The 26,951-nt window shown below is 64.6% G+C and carries 28 protein-coding genes and 2 pseudogenes; 25 read left to right on the top strand and 5 right to left on the bottom strand.

Annotated features, from left to right (window positions below; genetic code table 11):
* Positions 1-108: 108 nt before the first annotated feature.
* Both E8P82_RS10685 and E8P82_RS10680 read right to left on the bottom strand, forming a co-directional pair.
* Positions 109-627: pseudogene (locus E8P82_RS10685) on the bottom strand (transposase); the annotation flags it as partial.
* 118 nt (positions 628-745) lie between these two features.
* The gene (locus E8P82_RS10680; protein ID WP_136454754.1) at positions 746-2,704 is read right to left on the bottom strand and encodes a hypothetical protein; all 1,959 of its coding nucleotides are present in this window, start codon (positions 2,702-2,704) and stop codon (positions 746-748) included.
* 448 nt (positions 2,705-3,152) lie between these two features.
* On the opposite strand from E8P82_RS10680, the gene E8P82_RS10675 reads away from it, so the two are divergent.
* The 15 genes and pseudogenes from E8P82_RS10675 (at position 3,153) to E8P82_RS10605 (ending at position 11,097) form a co-directional block, all read left to right on the top strand.
* Complete coding sequence (locus tag E8P82_RS10675; protein WP_136454752.1) at positions 3,153-3,479, top strand: nucleotidyltransferase family protein; 327 nt, start codon at positions 3,153-3,155, stop codon at positions 3,477-3,479.
* Positions 3,476-3,865, top strand: a complete 390-nt coding sequence (locus tag E8P82_RS10670; RefSeq protein ID WP_211096856.1) for a HepT-like ribonuclease domain-containing protein — start codon at positions 3,476-3,478, stop codon at positions 3,863-3,865. Before E8P82_RS10675 ends, E8P82_RS10670 begins: the two co-directional genes overlap by 4 nt.
* 115 nt (positions 3,866-3,980) lie before the next feature.
* Positions 3,981-4,232 carry a type II toxin-antitoxin system Phd/YefM family antitoxin gene (locus E8P82_RS10665; RefSeq protein WP_136454751.1) on the top strand — a complete coding sequence of 84 codons (252 nt, stop codon included), beginning with the start codon at positions 3,981-3,983 and terminating at the stop codon, positions 4,230-4,232.
* Complete coding sequence (locus E8P82_RS10660; RefSeq protein ID WP_136454749.1) at positions 4,233-4,487, top strand: Txe/YoeB family addiction module toxin; 255 nt, start codon at positions 4,233-4,235, stop codon at positions 4,485-4,487.
* 191 nt (positions 4,488-4,678) lie between these two features.
* Positions 4,679-4,816 carry a type II toxin-antitoxin system RelE/ParE family toxin gene (locus E8P82_RS15285; RefSeq protein ID WP_342773237.1) on the top strand — a complete coding sequence of 46 codons (138 nt, stop codon included), beginning with the start codon at positions 4,679-4,681 and terminating at the stop codon, positions 4,814-4,816.
* A pseudogene (locus E8P82_RS10650) lies at positions 4,776-5,095 on the top strand (HigA family addiction module antitoxin). The gene E8P82_RS15285 and the pseudogene E8P82_RS10650 overlap by 41 nt, the downstream one beginning before the upstream one ends.
* Positions 5,096-5,200: 105 nt before the next feature.
* Entirely contained in the window at positions 5,201-6,091 is an 891-nt protein-coding gene (locus E8P82_RS10645) for an alpha/beta fold hydrolase (RefSeq protein ID WP_136454748.1), read from the top strand.
* 150 nt (positions 6,092-6,241) lie between these two features.
* The gene (locus tag E8P82_RS10640; protein WP_136454746.1) at positions 6,242-7,054 is read left to right on the top strand and encodes an aldo/keto reductase; all 813 of its coding nucleotides are present in this window, start codon (positions 6,242-6,244) and stop codon (positions 7,052-7,054) included.
* A gap of 112 nt (positions 7,055-7,166) precedes the next feature.
* Entirely contained in the window at positions 7,167-7,445 is a 279-nt protein-coding gene (locus E8P82_RS10635; protein WP_136454745.1) for a type II toxin-antitoxin system Phd/YefM family antitoxin, read from the top strand.
* The gene (locus E8P82_RS10630) at positions 7,442-7,852 is read left to right on the top strand and encodes a type II toxin-antitoxin system VapC family toxin (protein WP_136454743.1); all 411 of its coding nucleotides are present in this window, start codon (positions 7,442-7,444) and stop codon (positions 7,850-7,852) included. Before E8P82_RS10635 ends, E8P82_RS10630 begins: the two co-directional genes overlap by 4 nt.
* A gap of 79 nt (positions 7,853-7,931) precedes the next feature.
* The gene (locus tag E8P82_RS10625; RefSeq protein WP_246021245.1) at positions 7,932-8,288 is read left to right on the top strand and encodes a GNAT family N-acetyltransferase; all 357 of its coding nucleotides are present in this window, start codon (positions 7,932-7,934) and stop codon (positions 8,286-8,288) included.
* A gap of 128 nt (positions 8,289-8,416) precedes the next feature.
* On the top strand, positions 8,417-8,962 hold the full coding sequence (locus E8P82_RS10620; RefSeq protein ID WP_342773236.1) for an NUDIX hydrolase: 546 nt from the start codon (positions 8,417-8,419) through the stop codon (positions 8,960-8,962).
* A 40-nt stretch (positions 8,963-9,002) separates the two neighbouring features.
* The gene (locus E8P82_RS10615; RefSeq protein ID WP_136454740.1) at positions 9,003-9,281 is read left to right on the top strand and encodes a type II toxin-antitoxin system Phd/YefM family antitoxin; all 279 of its coding nucleotides are present in this window, start codon (positions 9,003-9,005) and stop codon (positions 9,279-9,281) included.
* Positions 9,282-9,284: 3 nt separating this feature from the next.
* Positions 9,285-9,686: a type II toxin-antitoxin system VapC family toxin gene (locus tag E8P82_RS10610; protein WP_136454738.1), complete on the top strand. Its 402-nt coding sequence runs from the start codon at positions 9,285-9,287 to the stop codon at positions 9,684-9,686.
* Positions 9,687-9,765: 79 nt separating this feature from the next.
* Positions 9,766-11,097, top strand: a complete 1,332-nt coding sequence (locus E8P82_RS10605; RefSeq protein ID WP_136454737.1) for a hypothetical protein — start codon at positions 9,766-9,768, stop codon at positions 11,095-11,097.
* Here the strand turns inward: E8P82_RS10605 and E8P82_RS10600 are convergent.
* On the bottom strand, positions 11,094-11,807 hold the full coding sequence (locus E8P82_RS10600) for a superoxide dismutase family protein (RefSeq protein ID WP_136454735.1): 714 nt from the start codon (positions 11,805-11,807) through the stop codon (positions 11,094-11,096). The genes E8P82_RS10605 and E8P82_RS10600 overlap by 4 nt on opposite strands.
* 282 nt (positions 11,808-12,089) lie before the next feature.
* On the opposite strand from E8P82_RS10600, the gene E8P82_RS10595 reads away from it, so the two are divergent.
* Both E8P82_RS10595 and E8P82_RS10590 read left to right on the top strand, forming a co-directional pair.
* A complete protein-coding gene (locus tag E8P82_RS10595; RefSeq protein WP_246021243.1) occupies positions 12,090-12,431 on the top strand; it encodes an ArsR/SmtB family transcription factor in 342 nt (113 codons plus the stop codon).
* Positions 12,431-13,171, top strand: coding sequence for a cation efflux transmembrane domain-containing protein (locus E8P82_RS10590; protein WP_136454732.1), 741 nt, complete (start codon positions 12,431-12,433; stop codon positions 13,169-13,171). The genes E8P82_RS10595 and E8P82_RS10590 overlap by 1 nt, the downstream gene beginning before the upstream one ends.
* A 77-nt stretch (positions 13,172-13,248) precedes the next feature.
* Here E8P82_RS10590 and E8P82_RS10585 read toward each other — a convergent pair whose 3' ends face one another.
* On the bottom strand, positions 13,249-13,563 hold the full coding sequence (locus E8P82_RS10585; RefSeq protein WP_136454730.1) for a hypothetical protein: 315 nt from the start codon (positions 13,561-13,563) through the stop codon (positions 13,249-13,251).
* 337 nt (positions 13,564-13,900) lie between these two features.
* Here E8P82_RS10585 and E8P82_RS10580 point away from each other — a divergent pair, with 337 nt between their 5' ends.
* The 3 genes from E8P82_RS10580 to E8P82_RS10570 all read left to right on the top strand — a co-directional run bounded on the left by E8P82_RS10580 (position 13,901) and on the right by E8P82_RS10570 (position 18,549).
* The gene (locus tag E8P82_RS10580; RefSeq protein WP_136454728.1) at positions 13,901-15,706 is read left to right on the top strand and encodes an ABC transporter family substrate-binding protein; all 1,806 of its coding nucleotides are present in this window, start codon (positions 13,901-13,903) and stop codon (positions 15,704-15,706) included.
* A gap of 240 nt (positions 15,707-15,946) precedes the next feature.
* Complete coding sequence (locus E8P82_RS10575) at positions 15,947-17,488, top strand: ABC transporter permease (protein ID WP_136454727.1); 1,542 nt, start codon at positions 15,947-15,949, stop codon at positions 17,486-17,488.
* Complete coding sequence (locus E8P82_RS10570; RefSeq protein WP_136454725.1) at positions 17,485-18,549, top strand: ABC transporter permease; 1,065 nt, start codon at positions 17,485-17,487, stop codon at positions 18,547-18,549. The genes E8P82_RS10575 and E8P82_RS10570 overlap by 4 nt, the downstream gene beginning before the upstream one ends.
* 8 nt (positions 18,550-18,557) lie before the next feature.
* Here the strand turns inward: E8P82_RS10570 and E8P82_RS10565 are convergent, their stop codons facing one another.
* On the bottom strand, positions 18,558-19,184 hold the full coding sequence (locus E8P82_RS10565; protein WP_136454723.1) for a PH domain-containing protein: 627 nt from the start codon (positions 19,182-19,184) through the stop codon (positions 18,558-18,560).
* Positions 19,185-19,273: 89 nt separating this feature from the next.
* Between E8P82_RS10565 and E8P82_RS10560 the strand changes: the two genes are divergently transcribed.
* From E8P82_RS10560 to E8P82_RS10540, 5 genes are all read left to right on the top strand, one after another.
* A complete protein-coding gene (locus E8P82_RS10560) occupies positions 19,274-21,133 on the top strand; it encodes an ABC transporter ATP-binding protein (RefSeq protein ID WP_136454722.1) in 1,860 nt (619 codons plus the stop codon).
* 342 nt (positions 21,134-21,475) lie between these two features.
* Complete coding sequence (locus E8P82_RS10555) at positions 21,476-23,119, top strand: peptide ABC transporter substrate-binding protein (protein ID WP_136454720.1); 1,644 nt, start codon at positions 21,476-21,478, stop codon at positions 23,117-23,119.
* Between the two features lie 135 nt (positions 23,120-23,254).
* Positions 23,255-24,181 carry an ABC transporter permease gene (locus E8P82_RS10550; RefSeq protein ID WP_136454719.1) on the top strand — a complete coding sequence of 309 codons (927 nt, stop codon included), beginning with the start codon at positions 23,255-23,257 and terminating at the stop codon, positions 24,179-24,181.
* Positions 24,174-25,184, top strand: coding sequence for an ABC transporter permease (locus tag E8P82_RS10545; RefSeq protein WP_136454718.1), 1,011 nt, complete (start codon positions 24,174-24,176; stop codon positions 25,182-25,184). The genes E8P82_RS10550 and E8P82_RS10545 overlap by 8 nt, the downstream gene beginning before the upstream one ends.
* Positions 25,181-26,941, top strand: coding sequence for an ABC transporter ATP-binding protein (locus E8P82_RS10540; RefSeq protein WP_136454716.1), 1,761 nt, complete (start codon positions 25,181-25,183; stop codon positions 26,939-26,941). The genes E8P82_RS10545 and E8P82_RS10540 overlap by 4 nt, the downstream gene beginning before the upstream one ends.
* Positions 26,942-26,951: the final 10 nt, after the last annotated feature.

Below are 26,951 nucleotides of genomic sequence, written 5' to 3'. Positions count from 1 at the left end.
CCACCCACACCCGGCGTTCCCCGAGTCAGGCTGCCGCCAGCTTCACCCCACTGCTACGACAGCGAAGCGATGCAGGTCTTTCACCTCCATCCGAAACAACAGCGCCTCGTGGCGCACCACATGCTCATCAACGCCGATCGCAGTGACCCCGTTGAATTGGGTGGAATCCTCTATCAGGACACGTCTGCCCTCCGCGAGGACCGCGTCGATGGCGGTGTCCCAGGAGACTCCAAGCCCTTCAGCGACCCGCGCCACCGTCAGATGCTGGACCACAACAGCCTCCAACGCCCACCGCGGCCCGAGCCGAGAGAGCTTGGCCCTCGGTGCGGCGGCCTTCCTCGTGTCCTGACGCCACACGTGCCCGCAACTGCCGCACCGGTAGCGACGTATCGTGATCAGCAGCGTGGTCGGCCGCCATCTCAGCGGTTCGTGCGCCAACCGGCGCGTCACTGTGTCTCGGGGAACCCCTTCACAGCCGCAGCGCCGGCACCATCGATCCGGTTCCAGAACACGGCAGGCCAGCACCGCACGATCAGGTTCAACCCGCTGCCCAGTGACGATGAGCCCAAGCTCATCAAGCCGGCAAAACGTGGTCAGGTCAGGGCGAGCAAAGGTAGCGTCGTACACGTCGAGGTCTTCCGAAGTGGTTGGCGTAGGAACCGCCATTCTCGGGAGACCTCGACGCTTATCTCAGGACCAACACGCCAACCATGCCTACACCTTCAAATCGGATGAGCCGGTAAACTCAGGCCTGCCCCTTCTTCTCCACATCAAGAAGCCAGAACTCGTCGTTGATCTTTATAACTATCGCAATCATTAGTCGCAGCGCGATGTAATAGGTCTGTTGATGCTGGATTTCGCCGCCGTCCTTCGGCTGGGTGCCGTGTTGATATTTATTACGCAACTTCGGCCCGTTGCTGAATTCGGTTGAGTTGAGGTTGTAGTTGAAGTAGGCCACTTCGGCGTCAGTGAACAGCGACGAACGTGTTACCAGCCACCCAGCATCGAGCATCGTGTCAACATGTGTTCGGGACCCCCCGCTTAGATGGTGGTAGGCAACGGCTTGGTAGTCATTGAGTGACTTTAGGACGTGGAACAGTCCGGGGTCCTTGAGTCGAACGTGCCTGCCGGTATTCTCGGCTGCTCCGAGTTCGATCAGTTTGTCGATGAGAGGGCGTTGATATTCGTGGAGCGATTCATACGACACCTTGTTTCGCTGAAGCAGTTCGACGAGGTTGTCGCCTCTTAAGTCCTCGTTGATGTAAGCCAGGTGCGACTGATCAGAGAACAACGTGTGCAGGATAGTTCGAATCTCAACATGGTCTGTCGCATAGGCGTACTTAGCTTCCAACGCACTGGGAATGGTTCGGTATCGGACCTGATCCGCTCCTACAGCCGCTAAGTCATGGTCGATTTCGCCGTCCTCGATGAACAGTTTGAACTGCGTTGCCACGGATTCCATCTCAGCGAACAGGTTCCGGGACCGCTCCAGATAATTGGCTGTCGGGCTTGAGGCGATGAACACGAAACCTTCGACGCCATACTCTGCAGGAAGGTGCTCATCGAAGTACCAGCGGATCACCGCCTCGAGGTCGATACCCTTTGTCGCCAGGTACCGCTGGTACATTACCGTTTGGAGTAGTGTCGCTCGATCCTTGCCGTCATATGCATGCCCGGTGCGGTAGTGGGCGGCGCCGTTCAGACCCATGGCGAGTTCAAGGCCGCGGCGTTCGCTGTCGAATGCGGGGAGAGTTAGGAGCCCGTCCTGGGGTGCGAACTCGAGCAGGAACTGGAAGTTGTTCAGAATGGACGGGAAGTCTAACGTGCTTTCCAGCCAGGCCTCCCCGAAGGTGTATTCGATGACCATGTCGTTCAACGTTGCAGTCACGGGCTCAATCTGAGTTGGTGATATGGCAACGGCGCAACCAGTCTTGATGCCGGGGGTCGTATGGAAGAAATCCTTGATAATCGCGTCGTACCGACGCCTCGCCTTAAGAACCAGCTTGGCATCTATTCCGGCACAGCTGTCGATCGCAGCGTGTGCGATTAGGTGAAGATAGTTCGGGTTCGGCTCCGAGCTGTCAATGTAGGCCTCCATAAGGGCCCGCGAGTCCGTTGCACTGAAACTCGCGGGAAGAAAGGTGACCACCTTCTTGTCGTCCTCAAGGTAGTACCTGACCACAAGTTCGGCTCGACCCGGCTCGGCTAGGAGCCGTTCGCGCAGGGTCGTGTCATAGTTCTCCACCAGCCGCTTGCTCGTGAGCATGTCGCCGAGGCCAACCCTTGCGTGTTCGAGCGCAGTCAGCATTGCAGCAGCCGAGCAGCGTCCGAAGACTCCGAGGCCAGCCAAGAGATCGAGAAGGTGCTCGTGATACTGCCAGTCAACTTTCGTCAACATCTCGGTGAGATTTTCGTCCTTGAGGGTGTTGAACCATCGTGCGACTGTCCGTCGAGTGAGTGCGGCGACTGTGATGAGGGCCTGTCGGTCGTCTTCAGCGACATCAGAAGGAAAAAAACCTGCCTCTACGAATAGCCGTGCGTTGTGCAGTTCCAGGATGCTGTTGACATCCTCAAAGGGGGAAGCTGGGTCGAAGCCCCTAATTACTTCAGCTGCTTGCTCGATTTGCCAATAAGTCGCGTAGTCTCCGGGCCCGTAATAGCGGAGCCGATGCGGGGGCGGGGCAGGTGCAGCTTCTGTGTCCATGTGGATCCTTGCGAACGTTCAGCGTCGTCGGTCTATGGGGCGAGTCGAGGAGCCCCCGCTCGATTCTAAGCGAATTGACCAATGGGCTACTTTGGTGGCGCAGAGCCGAGTACCAAGTTAGCGTCGCCCTTTGTGATGTCGAGCCGGTCGGAGGACGTTTTCGCGAACCTACCTGGGATTGGCTTTGGGGACGGGGCATCTTGCTCAGCAGAGGCACGCGATGCCACCGGCCAGGCATCACCTACCCACGCGGCAGATCGACCGTCGACGCAGCAGGCTGAAATATCCGAACTTCGGTACAGGTTAGGCGGCTACGGAACGTGGTGGAGTTCCGCTTCAATGTGTGAGCTACCAGTCCGTTGAGCGAGTCGGGAGCGGGGCGAAACGGGTGGAGCAGGCCGGCTCGATCGTAAGAGCCCGGGAAGGAAGGGGCCGGTATTCTGAAGCCATGATCGAGATCATGACGACCGAGACGCTCGCGCTTCGCGAGCTCATCGCCGCGCCCCGTGAAGAATTCCAAGTACTCCTTGATCGGTACGCCGCCACCAACCCGAAGCTGTTCGGGTCAGCCGCCCGGGGCACCGCATCCCCGGGGTACGACATCGACATCCTCGTCGACATGGATCCTGCAGATGGCAACCTTTTGATGCGGGCCTCCGGGCTATTGGAAGACACTCGATCCCTATTCGGCCGCGATGACATCGACGTGTTCCCTGTACAACTGCTCAAGCGGCCGGTCTCGGCTTCGGCGCTCGAGGATGCGCTGGCATTGTGAGTAGCGACCCAGCCCAGCGCATCGCTGATGTTCTCGAGGCCATCGAGCGATGCCGGCGCTATGTCGCTGCTCTTGACGGCGATGCGGGTCTGCTGGAGATGGCAGAGGACGCGATCGAGCGCAACCTGCAGATCATCGGTGAAGCCGTGAACCATCTCCCCGCAGAGATCACTTGTGCGCACCCGGAGATCGTCTGGCCGCAAATCCGAGGTTTCCGCAACATCGTCGTTCATGAGTACTTCGGCGTCGATGTCGACATCGTCCGCGACGTCGGACCCATCTCCCGCCTCTCGTCTCTCGCCTCTCGCCGAAGTATTGCGCGGCCACCTCGCCGCCGACTGATCTACTCCGACCAACGGCGTCGTGTCCGGCTGCGTGCACTGTGATGGCTGTTCGTACGGAGGACGATGCCGACGTCGAGCCGGCAGTATTGCTGCCGGGCCAATCGCGTTGAGCGGTACCATAATCGTGTACCACTTGTCTGGGTGAAAGGTCATCGACATGTCCATGAGTGCCAGCGAGGCGCGCAAGACGCTGTTCCCGCTCATCGAACGCATCAACGAGGACCGTGAGGCTGTGGAGATCGTCTCCCGCCATGGCAACGCCGTTCTCATGCCTGCCGACGAGTACGCCGCCTGGCAGGAGACGGCGTACCTGTTCCGCTCACCCGCCAATGCCCGTCGGCTCCTCGATGCCTACGAGCGCGCCCGTGCGGGTCAGACCGAGGTGCACGATCTCGACCGGGAGGACTGAGTGCGTCTGGTCTGGGACCCGTCAGCCTGGGAGGACTACAAGCATTGGCAGACGGCCGACCGCCGGACCCTCAAGCGGATCAACGTGCTCATCGACGCCTGCCTCCGTGAGCCATTCGCCGGCATCGGGAAGCCCGAGCAGCTCAAGTACGGCGCACAGGGTTCGTGGTCGAGACGCATTACCGATGAGCATCGGCTGGTCTACCTTCTCGACGGCGACGATCTAGTCATCCTTCAGGCGCGCTACCACTACTGACCGCAGCGCAACCTTCTGAAGTACCAGGTACTTCGGTACTTCAGAAGAGCTTTGAATGGGCACCGAACGCATCTGGCTGGAGCAGTACGTCAGCGTGTCGACCGAACAGGGCAACGGGCGATTCTGTGGGAGCTTGAGTTGATCCATGCGGCGAAGGATGTCGAGGACCTGCGTGTCCCCGGGGAAATCGGCTGGAGCGACTCGTCGGCGACCGTCGTGGTCAGCACAGCATCTGGGTGAACGCCCAGTGGCGTTTCTGCTTCGTCTGGAGAGATGGAGGTGCGGAAGATGTCGAGCTCGCCGACTACCACCGAGAACGACCTGATTGAGCCGATCCACCCTGGGGAGATCCTCATGGAGGACTTCATCGAGGGCTTCGGGATTACACAGAATACGCTGGCAGTCTCGATCGGTGTGCGCCGCGGCGCATCAACGAGATCGTGGATGGCAAGCGGTGCATCACGGTCGATACAGCGATCCGCCTCGCCCGGTACTTCGGAACGTCCGAGGAGTTCTGGATGAATCTGCAGTCCAACTACGAACTGCGGCTCGAGCGCCGAGTGCTGCGTGAAAAGGTTGCCGCGATCAAGCCACTGAAGGTGGCGTAAACGTCGGAGCACATGTGCTCGTCCATTGCGGCGAGGCCAGCGAACGATTCCTGGGCTTGGTCCGAGATCCTGACATCGTGGTGAGACAGCGCAAGGAGCAACGGAATGTTTGACGGCTTCGCCGACCTCGATGTCGACGTCAACGGGGTGCGCTTGCGGGGGCGCACCAGTCCGGATGAGGGCAAGCCTGCGCTGTTGCTGCTGCACGGGCATCCGCAGTCGCATGTCATGTGGCACCGAGTGGCCCCGGCACTTGCCGAAGACTTCTTCGTCGTTGCTCCTGACTTGCGTGGCTATGGCGAATCCGGGCGTCCGGTCCCGGACGCGGAGCATCACAGCTACAGCAAGCGCGAAATGGCCCGCGATGCGCTGGCGTTGATGGACTATCTGGGGCGCCGCGAGTTCTCGGTAGTGGGACACGACAGAGGCGCACGGGTTGCGGCGCGATTGGCTGCGGATGCGCCCGACCGCGTGCATCGGGCAATGCTTCTGGACATTGCGCCGACGCTGGACATGTATGAGGCCACCGACCGAAAGTTCGCCTCCGCCTATTGGCACTGGTTCGCGCTCATTCAGCCGGCACCGCTGCCGGAGACACTGATCGGTAACAGCCCGCGTGCCTATGTCGAGGGGGTTCTGGGAGGTCGCCACGCCGGGTTGGCGCCGTTTCCGGCTGAGGCGCTTGACGCGTACGTCGCCGGCCTCACAGGTGCAGCGCGAGCACTCGGTGCATGTGAGGATTATCGTGCAAGTGCCTCGATCGATCTTGAGCATGATCGTGGAGACCGCGCTGCCGGGAACCTCATCCGCGTGCCACTGCGAATTTTGTGGGCTGAGCACGGAGTGATCGAGAAGCACTTCGACCCGCTTGAGCTCTGGCGGAACATCGCCGTCAGTATCTCCGGACGCGTGGTCAACTGCGGACACTATCTGGCCGAGGAAAACCCGGACGAGATCGTGTCGGAGGTCCGTGACTTCTTCACAGCAAAGCCCTAGAGGCTCTGACGAGGCCCATCGACCCCCGCTTACGATGGGCTCACCATTGAAGGGCTGGCATACCCACCGATCGGTGGCACTTTGACCTGACCCATAGGTTGGCTTCCATCACACCTCGCTAGCTGATGGCCCTGGTTGTAGCGTTGGCGTGTGATTACTTTCCCGGACGGCACTGTAGTTCCTGTTCTGGGGCAGGGAACGTGGAACTTGGGTGACTCTCCTGCCAGCCGGAATGCTGAGATCAGGGCGCTGCGTACAGGTATTGATCTGGGCCTGACCGTGATCGATACCGCCGAGATGTACGGTGATGGGCGCAGTGAGGACCTTGTCGAAGAAGCCATCAGGGGTAGGCGCGATGAGGTTTTCCTGGTGAGCAAGGTCCTACCCTCGAACGCCTCCGCAGCAGGGACGATCGAGGCCTGTCATGCAAGCCTGGACCGTCTGGGTACTGACTGCCTTGATCTGTATCTCCTGCATTGGCGGGGGAGGTTCCCCTTCGAGGAGACCGTCGCAGCGTTCGAGGCCCTCATCGACGAGGGCTCGATCCGTGCGTGGGGTGTGAGTAACCTCGACACCGACGAGCTCCAGAGTTTGCCTGAGGGGTGCCAGACCGATCAGGTGCTGTACAACCTGACACGTCGCGGTCCGGAGTTCGACCTGATGCCATGGTGTGCTTCGAAGAAGATGCCCGTGATGGCCTATTCACCCGTGGAGCAGGGACGACTGCTCGGCAACCCGGATCTGACGGCGATCGCACGCGAGCTTGGCGCGACGCCCGCGCAGGTCGCTCTGGCGTGGACGATGCGCACCAGCAGCGTACTCGCCATCCCGAAGGCTTCGACCGCCGAGCATGTGCTCGAGAACGCCGCCGCCCGCGACCTTCACCTCAACGACACCGATCTCGAGCGCCTCGATCGCGCTTTCCCGCCGCCGGCACACGCAAAACCCCTCGAAATGCTGTGATACCCGTTCCCTTCGGGATCACCGCCAACCCCGCCGTTGGGGGTGGTGCGCCCGAGGGCCGTCAGGGGCCGGCGCTTCCGCCAGTGCGTAGCACGGGCGCTACAAGAGGGGAGTGAGCACTACTGAACCGCAGGTCGAAAGCTTGTCACAGCGCGAGCTCCGCAACGAGTCTGGCCGAGTGCTCCGCGCGGTCAGCGAGGGCCACTCCTTCGTCCTGACCAACAGCGGCGTGCCTGTAGGGCGGATCGTGCCACTCGATGCGCCCGCTGCCACGCTGCCTGTCGCTCGGCCCGCCCGCCGCGAGGGTGGCTGGAGGGCTCTGGCTATTGAACGCAAGACCTCGGAGCACAGTCTCGCCGAGATCCTCGACGACCTGCGCGGCGACCGGTGACCAGCCGTCCGGTCATCTACGTCGACACCTCCGCTCTGGCTGCACTGTTGATCGACCAGCCTGAGAGCCCGGCACTCCTGGATTGGCTGGACCAGACGCGCGCTGACCTCGTCTCCATCGATCTGCTCGAAACCGAGCTGCGCCGCGTTGCTGTACGGGAGGGACTCGCTCAGTCCGACGTGACTCGTCTTCTCGACGGCGTCGGGCTTGCAGCGCTCGACAGGGCCGTCTACCGCAGCGCCGGCTTCCTGCCAATGCCGTATCTGGGCACCCTTGACGCTCTGCATCTTGAGGCGGCGATGCGGCTCGATGTATCGGCGATCCTCACCTATGACCACAGGTTCGGAGAGGCCGCGCGGTCTGCAAGTTTTGATGTCATTGCCCCCGGAGCGACGAACACGCGCTGAACGAATTGACCGGTACCAGGAGGAGGTCTCTGATGTCACCCACTGATCAACCAGTGGGACGCCGCATGAGTGAGATCGCATGAGTCACTCGGCATGGAGTTCCACGCGGGACCATCAGGTTCCGGAGGACGTCGCGCGGCTGCTCGGAACCGTGCCGGAGTGGTTCGGACAGCCGGAGTGTAACGCGGAGTACATCGAGGCCGCGCGGTCGAAGGAGACGTGGACCGTCCGCGATGCTGCGGGCCGGGTGGTCGGTGTGACACTGGTCGACCGACACTTTTCGCACGTCGTCGAGATCCACCTCATCGTCGTTGCCCGAGCCGTACACGGCTCGGGCGTGGGCAGTGCAATGCTCGCTGCGATCGAGGCGGATGCTGTCAGTCGCGGGGTGAAGCTTCTGGAGGTGAAGACCTTGGGACCATCTCATCCGGATTAAGGATATGCGCGGACCCGGCCCTTCTACGAGAAGTGGGGCTTCCTTGCCCTCGAGGAGACGGAGCTGTGGGGTGAGGGCAACCCGTGCCTGATCATGGTGAAGCCTCTCGTCGGTGGTACCCAGGACCGATGACGAACGGCGTGGTTCCATCGAAGGACACGGAAGGCAGGTTGCGCATGGCAAGCGAGCAATCACAGCGGATGCGCCCCGAACGGCGCCTGGTGCAGAAGGTCGTCGGTTACGTTGTCGATCACGGCCGCCTCCTGGTGTTCACGCACGACGACGTCGCCCTGGAGATCGCAGGTGTTCAGGTCCCGGCCGGAACGTTGGAGCCGGGCGAGTCGCCCGCCGAAGCAGTTGTGCGTGAGGTCCTCGAGGAGACGGGTCGTCGGACGCGAGTCGTGCGAGATCTCGGCGTCGAACGGTACGACGTGCGGCCGTCCAAGAACGAGGTACATGAGCGTCACTTCTTCCAGCTCGAACTGATCGACGAGCTGGCCCTCGATCGCTGGAGTGCAGGCGAGGACCATCCATCCGACGGAGGCGCACCTCAGCGGTGGACCTGCTGGTGGTCGCCAATGGAGCACGCGCACGTCCTCTGCGCCGGTTTCGGCGCTCGACTCGGGCAGCTGGTGCTCGGGAACGACGACGAGGCACCGGCTCAAGCAGTGTGAAATCCCGACTTATCTGACATGGGTAGTACAATCATGTTTCATGAGGACCGTCACCAAGCGCGAGCTCAACCAGAACACTGCTGCGGTTCTCGGTCAGGTCGCGGACTCCGAGGACGTCGTCGTGACCGAGCGCGGGAAGCCGCGGTGGCGGGTCAGCACCATTCGGGACCAGGACTCCGGGCTGGTCCGGCTCGAACGCGAGGGGCGCTATGTTCCTCCCGCAACGACGCCGACGCCGTGGCCGAACCGCCCGGGTGGCCCCGCCTACATCGACTCCCAGGTCGATGCACTCCTCGACGAGATGCGCGGGGACGTCTGAGGCGTGACGGCGACGATCGTCTACCTCGATTCTTCGGTGGCACTCCGTACTGTCCTGGACGTGCCCGAGCGAGGGCGGCTGCAGGTATGGATGGAGACTCCTCAGACGACCTTCGTGTCATCGCGTCTCCTGCGAACCGAGGTGATCCGGGTGCTGCGCCGGGACGGCCGGTCGCTGACGGATGGGGCACCGCTACTCGATCGCGTCGGCCTGCTGGAGATCACCCGGGAAACGCACGCCGTCGCCGAATCCATCGAGCGGCATGTGAGGACCCTCGATGCGCTTCATCTGGCGACGGCGTTGCTCGTCGGAGTTCCGGTCGTGGTCGCCACTCACGACTCCACGATGACGACGGTCGCAGAGCTCCTGGGACTGGCGACCACCGACCCCGTGACGGCGCCATGACAGGAAGCAGTGCTGTCTCGGACGATCGCTGGATGGAAGACTGGGCAGGTACAAGCCACACCAGCGGAAGGTTTCCACCATGGCCCAGTCACACACAGTCAGCACGGCGGAGGAGCTGCAGGACGCGCTCGCGGACGGCGCACAGGACATCGAGGTCTCCGGCACCATCTCCGGCATTCCGCGCGTCGTGCTCCCTGCGGGCGCCCGGCTGCACGGCGGCCGCCTCGAGTTCGGGTCCAAGGGCGTCCTGTTGACGCAGGACAACATGCTCGAGGACATCGAGATCGCCGTGCCCGAGCACGAGATCGCCGTCTATGCCGACGTCACCCGGTCCGACTGGGGCACGCTCACCCTGCGCAATGTCACCACGGTGGGGCAGGTCGCGATCGTCGCGACGCAGGCCGTCCGCTCCGGCCATGTCGTCATCGATGCGCTGACGGTGACCGCAGCGGACGTCCGTGGTCGGACTGATCGCCCACGAGGCTTCGGGGTCGAGGCCATGCAGGGCGGTCTGACGGTCTGGAACCGCCAGCCCGACGCCGACGTCGAACTCACGGCCGAGATCACGAACGTCGTCGTGGGCTCGAAGGAGAGCCCGGTACGCGGCAGCGGCGTCTTCGTCGGCGGGCACGGGACGGACGACGGCAAAGCCTCCGGTGGCACACTGAGGATGACGAAGCTGACCACCGGCGAGGTCTACACCGACGGCGGTATCGCCGACGGCGCCGCGGATCTGATCAGCGGTGGTGTCTTCGTGATCAGCGGTGCCATCGTGGACCAGGTGACGAATCATGGACCCGTAACGACACTCGGCCAGAACGACATGGTGCTCGACAACTGGGGTGATGTGCAGATATGGACCGCCGAGCAGCCGGTCACCTCCCACGGGCCCAGCGGCATCGGCTTCGTCAACTTCAGCGACATCGGGAAGCTGGAGATCAACGCGCCCATCGAGACCCACGGCAAGGGCGCGCGCGGCTTCAATCTGTACGACGGCTCCCTCGAGGAGGCGGTCTTCGAGTCCATCGAGACCTACGCGGACGGGTCGATCGGCGTGCAACTCTCACGCCCACTCCCGCGGCTGACCATCAGGAAGGACCTGACGACCCAGGGCGGCGAGGGGACGAGCCTGGTCAAGGGCGTGCAGATGACGCTCAAGGCCGTCGCGCTGAGCGTCAAGCCCGGTGGTGCGGTTGACGAGGTACGCGTGGGGGGTGCCATCTCCACCATGGGCGACGACGTCGTCTCGGTCGAGCTGGAGGACAGCGTCGGGACGTGGCACGTGGCCGGCGGAATCCACGCCAGCGGGGACAGGTCCGACGGCGTGCACTACACCTCACCCGGTGCGGCGCCCTCCGGCGTGGACATCACGTCCGACCGCGGGGAGAGCGTCGCCGAGGGAATCTCCTAGCCGGCAGTAGGCGGGACGGAGCCTTCCACGACACCGCAGGCGAGACGATCACCTGCATCGCCTGCGCCGGTGGTGTCGTCGTCGGGACCGTCGGGCGCGTACCGCTCCGGGATGTTGGCGAAGTTGTCGGGTTTCGAGTGGATCATGACTGCCGCGCCGTCGGCATCCAGCAGCAGTGCCTCGTCGAGCCGATCCGTGCTCACCGTCATGGTTGCCGTGCCGTCCTGTCCCACGAGCAGCGGGGGAAGATCGCCCGCGTGTTCCGGGTGGTCCGCACCGTCCCCGGGGATGTGGCTGCCGGCGGACTCGAACGCGCCGGTGTCGCTGGGATCGTCCGGCGCGGCGCTGTCGGCCACGCACTCGCCGATCTCGTGGACATGGAGACCGTAGAAGCCGGGATCCATCCCCTCGGCCGAGACGGACACCACCAGGGAGCCGTCTGCCTCGGTGAACGCCACCTCACCGCGTGGCTGGCCGTCGACGTCGGCGAGTGCCGCCCGTGCCAGGACAGCGGCATCGTCGGCAGTCGCCTGAGCTGCAGCATCGGTGACCGGCGCTCCGGCGTTCTCCGTCACGGGTGCCTCAGCGGTGTCGTCGGTGCTGCACGCCGACATGCCGAGGGCAAGGCCGAGTGCCAGCACGGAGAATGTCGCGCCGATCCGCCGGCGCTTCGTGGTCATCGGGGTGATGCGACTGCTCGAGGTGTTCATTGCTGTCCTTCCATGGCAACCGGATCACCCGAAACAGCGCGAGCGCACTGGGGAGGATGTCTCCGGGCGGGGACGCGTACGCGCCGGGATACTCACTCTAGGCGGCTGGAGACGCCGATGGGGAGCTACTTCCTGTCCCGGGAACCAGTTGCGGACGTCGGCTGATCCGGTGCGGTTGGTGTCGTGGGGCAGCACGGTGGCATGAGTGTGTCCGTGGGCGATTCCCGACGCCGATCGCTCAGCCACTTCGCCGGTGTACAGCAATGGATGTATTATCCAACGGTGGAAACTCTCGTGTCGTCGGCGGTTCTCGCCCGCTTCGGGTACGCCTTGTCGGACCCCACTCGGTCGCGGGTGCTGCTGGCGCTGCGGGACGCGCCGTCGTACCCGAGTGAGCTGGCGGAGTTGATCGGGGTGAGTCGCCAGAGCCTCTCGAACCACCTGGGCTGCCTGCGGGGCTGCGGCCTCGTGGTGGCCGTACCCGAGGGACGCCGGGTCCGCTACGAGCTCGCCGACCGGAAACTCGGAGAGGCCCTGACGGCGCTGCTCGACGTCGTCGCCGTTGTGGGCCCCGCCTGTGACTGCCCCGCCGATGTCCATACTGCCGGAAGGGCCTGCTGCTGATGACCTCGACCCTTGCCCGGACGACGCCGACGGTAGAGCGTCGGTCGGTCCTCACCCGGCGGATCCGCCTCTTCGTGGCAGCGACCATCACCTACAACGTCATCGAGGCCGTCGTCGCGCTCAGCGCCGGCACCATCGCCTCCTCCAGCGCCCTCATCGGCTTCGGTCTCGATTCGATCGTCGAAGTCCTCTCCGCAGCAGCGGTGGCATGGCAGTTCGCCGGACGCGATCCTGAGGCGCGCGAACGCACGGCCCTGCGCCTGATCGCCTTCTCCTTCTTCGGCCTCGCCGCGTTCGTGACCATCGACGCCGGACGCGCGCTCCTCGGGGCTGCAGAACCCCAGCACTCCCTGGTGGGAATCGTCCTGGCTGCCGTCAGCCTGGTCGTCATGCCGTTCCTGTCCTGGGCGCAGCGCAGAGCCGGTCGTGAGCTCGGTTCGCGCTCCGCCGTAGCGGACTCCAAGCAGACCCTGCTGTGCACCTACCTCTCCGCCGTGCTGCTCGGTGGGCTCGTGCTCAACAGTGTTCTCGGGTGGTCCTGGGCAGATCCCGTAGCTGCGCTGGTCATCGCCGCTGTCGCGGTGAGGGAGGGCAGGGAGGCCTGGCGAGGTGATACCTGCTGTTCGCCGGCGCCGGGCAGCATGGACACTCCCGCGTCCGTCGAGGAGGCAGGGAGTACGGAGGTTGCGGGCGATTCCTGCTGCGCCACGGACCAATCCTGCGCCTGCTGCAACCACTGACCGACGTCTTGCGTTGACTGGAACGTCGTCCGGCTCCTTCGCGCATCGCCGTCGGGCACGACGGCGCAGCGCCGAAGTCACCAGAGGCGGCTGTTAGTCTCCGAGACGAAGCCGCGCCCGTCCGAGAACCAGTGGATGGTGGGGCTGCTGCGCGCAGTGGGCGTGGTCAGTTCCGCGAACAGATCGGCGTTGAACCGATTGTTCAGTTCGGGCGAACTGAGCACCGTCTGCTTCGTGATCACGAAGACCGGCCCCTTCAGGCCCCTGCTCTGGATGGACAGGTGTACTTCCGGATGCTCGTCGAGACGCGCCTTGAGCGCTCCGATCGCAGCCTGGACGTTCGCGTCGTCGTCCCAGACGGCTGCATGCTTGTCGACGAAGAGCCAGGCCATGCGATTTTTCGTCCCGTCCTGCTCTGTGTACCCGAGGACCCGTGCGACCCACGGGTGACCCGGGAAAGGCGCGCCGGATCGATCCCAAGCAAAGCACCGGGTCGGGTCCTCGATCAAGGGCTCACACTGCTTGCGGAAAACAATCTGCGCTGCCGGCTGCGTCCCTCCATTTATTACAGGTCGATAACAACGGACGAACCGACCGCCGATCGTTGGTTTTGCTCAGGAACTGCACCTAGGCTCGTGCTCATGTGAGTGGCGTTACCCACGAGGGTGCGCGTCAGCTGTCATGCAACCCCGCGTGAGGGTGGAACCACACTGAGAAAGAGGAGGCGGAATGCGTTTCACACGTACTTCCAAAGCGGTGGGAGTCGCTGCCGCAGCAGCACTGGCACTGAGTGCCTGCGCTGCCGATACGGGTACCGATTCGAATGACGACGGCAGCGACGGCGAGGCATCGGGGGGAGCGATCCGCGTCGTCGAGGTGAATGCGTTCAGCTCGTTCAACTCGAACACGTCCGAGGGCAACGTGGACATCAACGGCAAGATCGCCTACGCGACCCATGCCGGCTTCGTGTACGTCAACAACGATCTCGAGGTGGTCCAGAACGAGGACTTCGGCACCATGGAGGTCCTCTCCGAGGACCCCCTGAGCGTGCGGTACACCGTCAACGAGGACGTGACCTGGTCCGACGGCAACGCCGTGGACGCCGGTGACCTGCTGCTGACCTGGGCCATCCACTCCGGCTACTTCGACGACGCCGAGACCGACGACGAGGGAGAGACCGTCTCCGGCACCACGTACTTCGACTACGCCGGTGACTCGAGCGGACTTGCGCTCACCGACCTCCCCGAGATCGGAGAGGACGGGCGCTCCATCACCCTGAACTACTCGGAGCCCTACGCCGACTACATGGTCGCGTTCGGAGACATGACCGGTGAGGCCGGTATTGCCACCCCGGCCCATGTGATCGCGGAGAAGGCGGGCCTGGCGGACGAGGATGCGCTGATCGAGCTCATCCAGACAGCGCCGGCGGGGGATCCGGAGAATCCGGAGGAGCGTCCGGAGATCCAGGCCATGGCCGACTTCTGGAACACGGGCTTCGACACCAAGTCCCTGCCGGAGGATGAGAGCCTCTACCTCTCGAACGGCCCGTTCATCGCCTCGAGCATCACCCCGGACCAGTCGATGACGCTGGTGCGCAACGAGGACTACGACTGGGGTCCGATACCGAATGTCGACGAGATCACCGTGCGCTACATCGGTGAGGCTCCGGCGCAGGTCCAGGCACTGCAGAACGGTGAGGTGGACATCATCGCCCCGCAGGCCTCCGCCGATACCGTGGAGCAGCTCGAAGCGCTCAGTGATAGTGGTGTGACCATCGAGCAGGGCAACCAGCTCTCCTACGACCACATCGATCTCAACTTCGATGGGGTGTTCGAGGACGAGAACGTCCGCGAAGCCTTCATGAAGACCGTTCCCCGCCAGCAGTTGGTGGACACGATCATCAAGAAGATCAACCCGGATGCCGAGCCCCTCGACTCCCAGCTGTTCCTGACGGATCAGGAGGCCTACGAGGAGGCCGCCAGCACCAACGGGTCGGACGCCTACGACGAGGTCGATATCGAGGGTGCGAGGGAGCTGCTCGACGGAGCAACGCCCGAGGTGCGCATCATGTACAACCGGGACAACCCGAACCGGCTCAACGCGTACACCCTGATCGCGGAGTCGGCCGCCGAGGCCGGCTTCAACGTGGTCGACGGCGGCCTCGGCGCCTCGGACTGGGGCGCGGCGCTGGGCAACGGCACCTACGATGCGACCATCTTCGGGTGGATCAACTCCGGCGTCGGTGTCTCGGGCGTCCCGCAGATCTTCAAGACCGGCAACGGCTCCAACTTCAACGGGTTCTCGAGCCCCGAGGCCGACGAGCTGATGGACGAGCTGATCGTCACCACGGACCCGGCCGAGCAGGACGCACTCCAGGTCCAGATCGACCAGCTGATCTGGGACTCCAAGTACGGACTGCCGCTGTTCCAGGTACCCGGCGTCGATGCGTACAGCGACAACGTCTCGGGTGTCGAATACATGCCGAACCAGATGGGCATCTGGTGGAACTTCTGGGACTGGTCCGTCGCCTCGTAATTCCGGTCGACGAAGCACCCAGCAACGTCAGTTCGTGAAAGGCGCCGGGACGGGCCACTCGCCCGCTCCGGCGCCTTTCGCGCGATCAGTAGCTGCCGGCGCCCGACCGAGGCCGGACGCACCGTCCGCAACTCGAGGCGACTCGTCGAGCTGACGCCACCACCCGCGACGAACCCTGAACTACACTTCAGCGATAGCGCGGGGATCCACGCCCGTATCCAACATTGAGGCTCGAAACCCATGGTGACCTATATCGTCCGGCGTCTGGTGACGGCCGTACTCATCCTGTTCGGTGCATCGTTCGTCGTCTACCAGCTCACCGCACTCTCCGGCGATCCCCTCGAGGATCTGCGCGGCAGTAGCGCCCCCAACCGGGACCAGCTGATCCAGGCCCGCATAGAGCTGCTCGATCTCAACACCCCTGCGCCCCTGCGGTACTTCGGGTGGCTGGCAGGAGCGGCCAAGTGCCTCGTCCCGTTCGCTGCCACGTGTGATCTGGGCACGAGCATCCAGGGCGAGGCGGTCACGACGGCGCTTGCCCGGGCCATGGGGAACACCATCACGCTCGTCACGACGGCGACCATCCTCGCGATCATCATCGGAGTCTCGCTCGGCATCATCACCGCGCTGCGCCAGTACAGCGGTCTCGACTACGGCGTCACGTTCATGTCCTTCCTGTTCTTCTCGCTGCCGATCTTCTGGCTCGCCGTCCTCCTCAAGGAGTTCGGCGCCATCGGTTTCAACAACTTCCTCCGTGATCCCGAGATACCGCCCCTGACGATCCTGGTGGTCGCGATCGCCAGCGGGCTGATCTGGTCCCTGTTCGCAAGCAGCTCGTGGAAGCGGAAGGGCATCGCCTTCCTGCTGGGGGCCGTCGTCGCAGCGGGGCTGCTCATCGTCCTCGATCTCCTCGACTGGTTCTCGAACCCGGGACTCGGGCCGATCGTCATCGTGATCACGGGCATCGGTATCGCCCTCGGCGTCGTGCTGCTCACCGCCGGCCTGAGGAATCGCAAGGCGTTGTACGCGTCGTTCATCATCGTGGCGCTGAGCCTCGTGGCGTACTACGTGGTCAACCCCCTCTTCAGCTCGGCGACCATCTGGATGATCATCGTCTTCGCGGCGGTCATGGTGCTCGTAGGCGTCCTCGTGGGATATCTCATGGGCGGCTACGACCGCGGGCAGAGCATGCGCGCGGCGGCACTGACAGGTCTGCTGATGGCGTTCGTCATCATCGTCGACCGGTTCATGGTCACCTGGCCGGCCTACGTCAGCAATTCGCGCGTCGGTGGCAGACCCATCGCCACGGTCGGCGCCGAGACACCCGGACTCGACGAGTCGCTCTGGATCAACGGCCTCGACACGTTCACCCATCTGTTGCTGCCAACGCTGGCGCTACTGCTCGCGTCCCTGGCGAGCTACAGCCGGTACTCGAGGGCCTCGATGCTGGAGATCATGAACCAGGACTACATCCGTACGGCGCGTGCGAAGGGTTTGAGCGAGCGCACCGTGGTCATGCGCCACGCCTTCCGCAACGCGCTGATCCCGCTGGCCACCCTGGTGGCCTTCGACATCGGAGCACTCATCGGAGGCGCGATCATCACGGAGCAGGTCTTCGCGTTCGCCGGGATGGGACAGCTCTTCGTGCAGGCACTGCGCCGGGTGGACCCCGACCCGATCATGGGCTTCTTCCTCATCGCCGGCATCCTGGCCCTGGTCTTCAACCTGGTGGCCGACATCGTGTACTCGTTCCTCGATCCTCGCGTAAGGGTAAAAGCATGACGACGCAGAGTCCCTCGGATTTCCCCATCCGCGCACGGTCGACCGCGACCGGTCCGGTGCACCCGGACCCGGAGCTGGAGATCTCGTCCGAGGACGAGCCGGAGCCGGAGCGGAAAGGCCTCTCGCAGGGGCAGATCGTCCGCCGGAAGTTCTTCGACAACACCGCGGCGATCATCAGCCTCGTGGTGTTCGCCGCCATCTTCCTGCTCGCCTTCACCTCGGAGGGATTCGCGGGCATCCCGGGCTGGTGGAAGTACAACCACACCGAGTTCGTACCCCTCCTCAACGGGGGCGTCCCGACCATCACGGGGCCCTTCAGCTGGGGAGAGCACCCGTTCGGTCAGGACTCGATCGGCCGCGACTACTTCGCCATGACCATGCGCGGTACGCAGAACTCCATCATCATCATGTTCCTGATCGGCGCTCTCGCGGGCCTGGTCGGCGTGGTGGTCGGCGCGTGCTCCGGGTACTTCCGTGGCTGGCCGGAAGCGGTACTCATGCGCTTCACCGACATCATCATCATCATCCCCGTCGTCCTCGCGGCGGCAACGTTGGGCAAGGCTGTGACACGGTTCGTCGGTTCCGGCGGCCAGATCTGGCTGCTCGGGCTCTTCCTCGGTCTCGTGCTGTGGACGGGGCTCGCCCGGCTGGTCCGCGGTGAGTTCCTGACGCTGCGGGAGCGTGAGTTCGTCGACGCCGCGAAGATCGCCGGCGCCTCCAACACCCGCATCATCTTCAAGCACATCCTGCCCAACGCGGTCGGGGTGATCATCGTCAACACCACGCTGCTGATGTCCTCGGCGATCCTGCTGGAGACTGCGCTGAGCTACATCGGCTTCGGCGTGAAGGCCCCCGACGTCTCGCTCGGCCTCATCATCAGCCAGAATCAGGAAGCGTTCCAGACGCGCCCCTGGCTGTTCTGGTTCCCGGGGCTGTTCATCGTGCTGATCTGCCTGTCCATCAACTTCATCGGTGACGGTCTGCGTGATGCCTTCGACCCACGCCAGAAGAAGTTCCGGGCCGGTCGCGTCAAGGACTCGGCGAAGTCGGCAGCGGCGTGAGCGCCCGGTTAGGAGCCGGACGCGAGCGTCCACACGGTGGCGGCCGCGAACAGGACCGCCACCAGCACGAGCTTCCAGTGCCAGGAACGCGCCGGAAGCGCCGGCCGGTCGATGTCGATCGCACCGCTCTCCACCAGTTCCTGCCAGCGGGAGCGCACCAGGTAGGCTGCGTGGCCGGAGTCCGTGTTCTTCAGGTCCCCCGGCCTGATGGACCTGTCGGGCCCGTAACTCGTGGAGGGCAGATTGGTCACGTGCTCCGGCTTGCCGGCGTGCGTTCCCCAGACCCCGGGAGCCGGCGCGGCCCACGCGGTGTACGCGCCTCGCGGGGTCACCAGCTTCAGGGCGTACTTGGTGTCGACGTCGATCAGGGCAGCCCAGGGGACGCTGATCGTGGCGAGCGGATTCCGCAGGGTGACACCGTCCTCGGCGAAGACCACCGCCGGGTACCAGAACAGCCACCAGCCCACGAAGGCGATGCCCAGCAACGGCCAGCCCGTCGTCAGTCCCGCGAGGCCCTCGGTGGCCATCACGGAGACCAGGCTCCCGGCGGTGACGAGGACGGCGAGAGCCGTGAACCACGTACTGGTGCGTGGCCTGAAAACAGTGGTCGCTGCCATGTTCCGGGAGCTCGTCATGGCTCCATCGTCCCAGCACTGCGACCGTCCGCGGCAATCCAGGAGGCCCCGCTGCACAGCGGCGCCCCCGCCATCAAGGAGATCTCCTCATGAGCACTCAGGTCATCGGCGGTTCCGGGGCCAACCGGCCCGCGTCCGAGGGGCCCGTCCTCGAAGTACGCCATCTCGGTGTCGAGTTCGGCGTCGACAAGGAATGGGTTCCCGCGGCGATCGATCTCAACTACGAGGTCAACGCCGGTGAGGTCCTCGCGATCGTGGGGGAGTCGGGCTCGGGCAAGAGCGCCAGTTCCATGTCCCTGCTCGGGCTGCTCCCGGAGAACGCGCGGGTCACGGGCGAGGTGCTGCTCAACGGCAAATCCGTCCTGACCATGTCACCGGCTCAGCTCCGGCAGATCCGCGGCAACGATGTCGCGGTGATCTTCCAGGAACCCATGACCGCCCTGAATCCGGTCTATACGGTCGGATTCCAGATCGTCGAGACCATCCGCCTGCACAATGCGGTCTCACCCGACGAGGCGCGGCAGCGCACCATCCGCCTGCTCGAGCTGGTCGAGCTGCCGGATCCGGAGAAGGCCTTCCGTTCCTACCCGCACCAGCTCTCGGGCGGCCAGCGCCAGCGCGCCATGATCGCGCAGTCGCTCTCGTGCGATCCGAGGCTACTGATCGCCGATGAACCGACCACCGCGCTCGACGTCACGGTCCAGGCCGAGATCCTCGATCTCATGCGCAATCTGCGCAGCAAGCTCAACAGCGCCATCGTGCTGATCACCCACGACATGGGCGTCGTCGCCGATCTGGCCGATCGCATCGCCGTCATGCGGCAGGGCCGCATCGTGGAGACCGGCACCGCGGACCAGGTCTTCAACGACCCGCAGCACGAGTACACGAAAGCACTGCTCGCAGCCGTGCCGCACCTCGGGCAGGGCTCCGGGGCCGACGACGGCGACATCACCGCAGCGCTCGAAGCAGCGACGCACGCGGACGGGCAGCCGCACGACGGCCTCGCACCCGACGGCGCTGCGGCCCGCAACGGTGCGCACGCGGTGGCAGCCGCCGGCGATGCGACGCCGGAGCAGCCGGCGGCAACGCGGGGGGCGCCGGCGCAGCCCACGACAGCCGCGGTCCTCGAGCTGGTCGACGTCGCCATCGAGTACCCGAAGCAGGGCCGTGTACCGGCGTTCCGCGCCGTGGAGGGCGCGAACCTGACGGTGTATCCCGGTCAGGTGATCGGACTGGTGGGGGAGTCCGGTTCGGGCAAGACGACCATCGGACGTGCCGCGGTCGGCCTGCTGCCGGTCGCCGCCGGATCGCTGAAGGTCGTGGGGACCGACATCTCCGGGCTCCGGCCGACCTCGAAGGAACTGGGAAAGGTCCGCCGTGACGTCGGCATGGTCTTCCAGGACCCGTCCTCGTCCCTGAATCCGCGACTGCCCATCGGTGAGAGCATCGGTGAGCCCATGTACCTGGCGAAGGAGGCGAGGGGCGCCGATCTGCAGAAGCGCATCGAGACGCTCCTGGACCAGGTGGAACTGCCCCGCGCCTACCGCAACAGGTACCCCCATGAGCTCTCGGGCGGCCAGAAGCAGCGCGTGGGGATCGCGCGGGCACTGTCCCTCAGGCCCAAGCTGATGGTCGCCGACGAGCCGACGTCGGCACTGGACGTCTCGGTGCAGGCCAAGGTGCTGGAACTGTTCCAGAATCTGCAGCGCGAACTGGGATTCGCGTGCCTGTTCGTCACGCACGATCTCGCCGTCGTCGACGTACTGGCCGACTACATCTGCGTCATGCAGCGCGGGCGGATCGTCGAACAGGGGCTGCGGGACCAGATCCTGCGCCGTCCGGCGGACCCCTACACGCAGCGTCTCCTCGCTGCCGTGCCGCTGCCGGATCCGGAGAAGCAGCGGGAGCGGCGGGAACTGCGGGCGAAGCTGCTGGAGTCGGGCGACTAGGCGACGGTCGGCCCGGACGCGGCGAGTTCGCGTCTCGGGTTGCAATCTTCGCAACACAACTCCCCCTTGCTCGAGGCGCTCGCGATGACACGATGGCGGACTGGATATGATCGGCGAGGCGTTACCGAACTGTGATCACCGGCGTCGGTCCGCGGGAGGACGCGAGCGCGAGGTGTGCTCCGGCGGCTTTCTGAACGCCGGCCGTGAGCTTCCTTCCACAGGAGGTTCAGCACGGCAACGAAACGGGCATATGATCTTGCCCTGTGAGTTGGCTCTCGCCATCAGCAGAGCTACCCGACCGGTCTCATCGATGCCGGGAGAACCCAATACCTAGGAGGCGGAATGCGTTACACGCGCAGTTCCACAATGCTCAGCGTCGCGGCCATCGCCGTCCTCGCACTGAGTGCATGCGGCTCGGACTCTGATTCCAGCGCGGACGGTGGTGGAGGTGGCGACACCGAAGCGGTCATCGTGGTGGACGGCTCGGAGCCCCAGAACCCGCTGATCCCCACCAGCACCAACGAGGTGGGCGGCGGAGCGATCCTGGATCTCATCTTCGCCGGTCTGGTGAGCTACGACGCCGACGGCGTCTCGCAGAACGAGGTGGCCGAGTCCATCGAGACCGAGGATGCGCAGAACTACACGATCACGCTGAAGGAGGGCCAGACCTTCACCAACGGTGATCCTGTGACGGCGAACTCATTCGTGGATGCGTGGAACTACGGCGCCGCTGCGAAGAACGCCCAGCTCTCCAGCTACTTCTTCGAGAGCATCGAGGGCTACGACGAGGCCAGCGCCGAGGGCTCCGAGGTGGAGACCATGAGTGGCCTCGAGGTGGTCGATGACCTGACATTCACGGTCGCCCTCTCCCAGCCCGAGTCGGACTGGCCCCTGCGGCTGGGCTACAGCGCGTTTGCTCCGCTGCCCGCGGTGGCCTTCGACGATCCTGCCGCGTTCGGTGAGAACCCGATCGGCAACGGGCCGTACATGTTCGCCTCCGAGGGTGCGTGGCAGCACAACCAGCAGATAGAACTCGTGCCGAACGAGGACTACGAGGGACCTAAGGAAGCCCAGAACGGCGGCATCACGTTCAAGATCTACCAGAACGACACGACCGCCTACCAGGATCTGATCTCCGACAATCTCGATGTCCTCAAGATCATCCCCACCTCCGACATCAAGAACTTCAAGAACGATCTGGGTGAGCGCTGGGTCGAATCGCCCTACGCGGGCAACCAGACCATCGCGATTCCGTACTACCTCCCCAACTGGGACGGCGAGGCCGGCAAGCTGCGGCGCCAGGCCCTCTCCATGGCCATCGACCGTCCCGAGATCACCGAGGTGATCTTCAGCAACGGACGCACGCCCGCGGAGGAGTTCACCGCTCCCGTCCTCGACGGCTACAACCCCGATCTGCCGGGCAGCGAGAACCTCGAGTTCAATCCCGAGGAAGCAAGGAGTCTGTGGGAGCAGGCCGAGGAGATCGAGCCGTACGACGAGTCCGAGCCCCTGACCATCGGCTACAACGCCGACAAGGGCGACCACAAGACGTGGGTCGAGGCCGTGGTGAACAGCATCAAGAACAACCTCGACATCGAGGTCTCGGGCAAGCCCTACGCAACCTTCAAGGAGGCCCGCACCGAGGCCACCGACGGGACGCTCTCCGGGGCGCTGCGCTCGGGCTGGCAGGCCGACTATCCCTCGCTGTACAACTTCCTCGGACCGATCTACGCCACGGGCGCAGGCTCCAACGATGCCCGCTACAGCAACCCCGAGTTCGACCAGAAGCTCACCGAGGGTCTTGCTGCCACCTCTGTCGAGGAGGGCAACGAGATCATGAATGAGGCCCAGGAGATGATCCTGGACGATCTGCCCGCCATCCCGCTGTGGTACCAGGTCGCCCAGGGCGGCTGGAGCAACAACGTGGACGGCGTCGAGTTCGGCTGGAACGGTGTTCCGCTCTACTACGCCATCACCGGCAACTAGCCCGATGCGTCCAGGGGCCCGCCCGCACCGGGCGGGCCCCCTTTTCGCGCCCCGAAGCAAAGGTCAGACCTTCCCCATGATCGATCACCACCCGCGTCCTGTCAGGACGTACGTCCCTCCGGGCGGAGCGCAGCGATGACCTGGTACATCGTCCGACGCTTCCTGCAGCTGATCCCCGTGTTCCTCGGCGCCACGCTGCTCGTCTACTTCCTCGTCTTCAGTCTTCCCGGCGATGCCACAGCGGCGATCTGCGGTGAGCGCGGGTGTACTCCCGCCGTCATCGCCGGTCTGCGTGAGCAGTACAACCTCGATCAGCCGTTCTGGATCCAGTACCTGCTCTACCTCAAGGGTGTACTCACCTTCGATCTCGGCACCAACTTCTCCGGCCGTCCCATCGCGACCATCATCGCCGAGGTCTTCCCGACCACCGCGAAGCTCGCGGTCATGGCGCTCATCCTCGAGGCCGTCTTCGGCATCGTCTTCGGCCTGATCGCGGGCCTGCGCAAGGGCAGGATCTTCGACTCCTCGGTTCTCGTGCTGTCGCTCATCGTGATCGCCGTGCCCATCTTCGTGCTCGGCTTCCTGATGCAGTTCCTGATCGGGGTGAAGCTGGAGTGGGCCAATCCGACGGTCAGCGGCGACGCGACGATCAGCGAACTCCTCCTGCCGGCGGTGGTGCTCGGCCTGGTGTCCTTCGCGTACGTCCTGCGCCTGACCCGTACGAGCATCATCGAGAACGTCAATGCGGACTACGTACGGACGGCGACGGCGAAGGGCCTGAGCCGCAAGCGCGTGGTCGTCGTGCATGTGCTGCGCAACTCGCTGATTCCCGTGGTGACCTTCCTCGGCGCCGATCTCGGCGCCCTCATGGGTGGCGCCATCGTCACGGAGGGTATCTTCAACGTGAACGGGGTCGGCAACACCCTGTATCGAGCCGTGCTGAACGGCGACGGGCCGATGGTCGTCTCGATCGTCACTTTCCTGATCCTCATCTTCTGCCTCGCCAACCTGCTGGTGGATCTCCTCTACGCGTGGTTGGACCCAAGGATTCGATATGCCTGAACCAACATCCTCCTCCGTGCCCACCGACGCACCCGCGCCCGTGACACGTACCAAGACCTCCGCCTACCCGATCGAGCACTTCGTGGCGGACGTGGACGAGACACCGGTCAGGGCCACGGACAGTGCGGTGACCGACGCGGCGCCCAGCAGTCTGTGGGCTGAGGCCTGGCGCAACCTGCGTCGGCAGCCGCTGTTCATCATCAGTGCGGTGCTGATCCTCGCGGTCATCTTCGTGGCGCTCTTCCCTGGTGTCTTCACCGATGAGCCACCGAACGAGAACTGCCTGCTGGAGAACTCCGACGGCGGCCCGGCCCCGGGACATCCCCTCGGTTTCACGGTGCAGGGCTGCGACATCCTCTCCCGCGTGGTCTACGGGACGCAGTCCTCGCTGACGGTGGGCCTGTTCGCAACCCTGGGCGTGGTGATCATCGGTGGACTCATCGGCGCGCTGGCCGGATTCTTCGGCGGCTGGGTCGATGCCATCCTCGCCCGTCTCGGCGACATCTTCTTCGCGCTCCCGCTGATCCTCGGCGCGATCGTCGTCGTGCAGTTGCCCGCGTTCCAGCAGAACCGCAATGTGTGGACGCTCGTCGTCATCCTCGTGGCCTTCGGCTGGCCCCAGATAGCGCGCATCACCCGCGCCGCCGTCATCGAGGTGCGGAACGCGGACTTCATCACGGCAGCACGCTCCCTGGGTGTCTCCACGTTCGGAGCGCTCGTCAAGCACGCCATCCCCAACGCGCTCGCTCCGGTGATCGTCATCGCGACCATCTCGCTGGGTACCTTCATCGTCGCGGAGTCCACGCTGTCCTTCCTGGGGATCGGGCTGCCGCCGGACGTCATGTCCTGGGGCAACGACATCTTCGCCGCCAAACCCTCGCTCCGCAGCAACCCGATGGCCATCTTCTGGCCGGGGCTCGCTCTGTCGATCACCGTTCTGAGCTTCATCATGCTGGGCGATGCCCTGCGTGACGCTCTCGATCCGAAGGCGCGTAAACGATGAGCCACAGCATCAACCCCGGCACCGGCGCCGGCATCAACCCCGGCGCCGCAGCGGACCACGGCAGGGCAGCAGACCGGGCGTCCTCGGGCGCACCCGCTCCACTGCTCGAACTGCGGGACCTGGCCATCACGTTCGCCACGAACAACGGCGACGTGCAGGCGGTGCGCGACGCCCACCTGACCGTGATGCCCGGGGAAACCGTAGCGATCGTGGGGGAGTCGGGGTCGGGCAAGTCGACGACGGCGCTCGCCGCGATCGGTCTGCTGCCCGGCAACGGGCGCGTCTCCAGCGGCAGCATCATCTTCGACGGCGAGGACATCACGCACGCCTCGGAGAAGCGGATCGTCGAGCTCCGCGGCGCGTCCATCGGCATGGTGCCACAGGATCCGATGTCCAATCTCAATCCCGTGTGGAAGATCGGGTTCCAGGTCCGGGAGACCCTGCGCGCCAACGGCCTGCCCAGCGGGTCCCAGGACGTGGCGAAGGTGCTCGCGGAAGCGGGTCTGCCCGACGCCGAGTCCAGGGCCAACCAGTACCCGCACGAGTTCTCCGGCGGCATGCGTCAGCGCGCCCTCATCGCGATCGGGCTGTCGTGCAGGCCGCGCCTGCTCATCGCCGACGAGCCGACGTCGGCCCTGGACGTGACGGTCCAGCGCCAGATCCTCGACCATCTCGACACGATGACGGAGGAGCTCGGCACCGCCGTCCTGCTCATCACGCACGATCTCGGGCTCGCCGCCGAACGGGCGCACAAGGTGATCGTGATGTACCAGGGGCAGGTCGTCGAAGCAGGTCCGGCGCTGGAGCTGCTGACCAACCCGCGCCACCCGTACACGCAGAAGCTCGTGGCGTCGGCGCCCTCCATCGCCTCGCGTCGCATCGCCTCGGCGAAGAAGACGGGCGAGGTGGCGGGGGACGAACTGGCTCCCAGCGAGCCGAGATCGCCGCAGCATGACACCGTGATCAAGGTCGCGGAACTCACCAAGGTCTTCAAATTGCGTGGCAGCTGGGGCAGGTCCACCGATTTCACCGCGGTGGACGACGTGTCCTTCTCGGTCACGCGCGGAACCACGACGGCGGTCGTCGGTGAGTCCGGGTCTGGCAAATCGACGGTCGCGAGAATGGTGCTGGGTCTCGAGCCGGTCACCTCCGGCAGCATCGAATTCGACGGCGTGGACCTCACCACCCTCGGGCGGAAGGAGCTCTTCGACTTCCGGCGCCGTGTGCAGCCCATCTTCCAGGACCCCTACGGCTCCCTCGATCCGATGTACAACATCTACCGGACCATCGAGGAACCCCTGCGCGTGCACAGCATCGGCAACGGGAAGAGCCGGGAGAAGAAGGTACGTGAGCTGCTCGACCAGGTGGCGCTGCCGTCGTCCATGATGCAGCGGTTCCCGAACGAGCTCTCGGGAGGTCAGCGGCAGCGCGTCGCTATCGCCCGGGCGCTGGCACTGGATCCCGAAGTGGTCATCTGCGACGAGGCCGTCTCCGCTCTCGACGTCCTCGTGCAGGCGCAGATCCTGAATCTGCTCGCGGACCTGCAGTCCGAGCTCGGGCTGAGCTATCTCTTCATCACGCACGACCTCGCGGTCGTCCGTCAGATCGCCGATCACGTGGCGGTCATGGAGAAAGGGCGGCTCGTGGAGCAGGGAACCACGGACAGTGTGTTCGACAATCCTCAGACCGCCTATACGCAGGCTCTGCTGGCCGCGATCCCCGGAGCGGGTCTGGTCCTGCCACCCGAGGCCGCCTGAGCCACCGCGG

Source organism: Arthrobacter echini (assembly GCF_004803505.1).
GTDB classification, from domain to species: domain Bacteria; phylum Actinomycetota; class Actinomycetes; order Actinomycetales; family Micrococcaceae; genus Arthrobacter_D; species Arthrobacter_D echini.
This window is presented reverse-complemented; position numbering and strand designations above follow the sequence as displayed.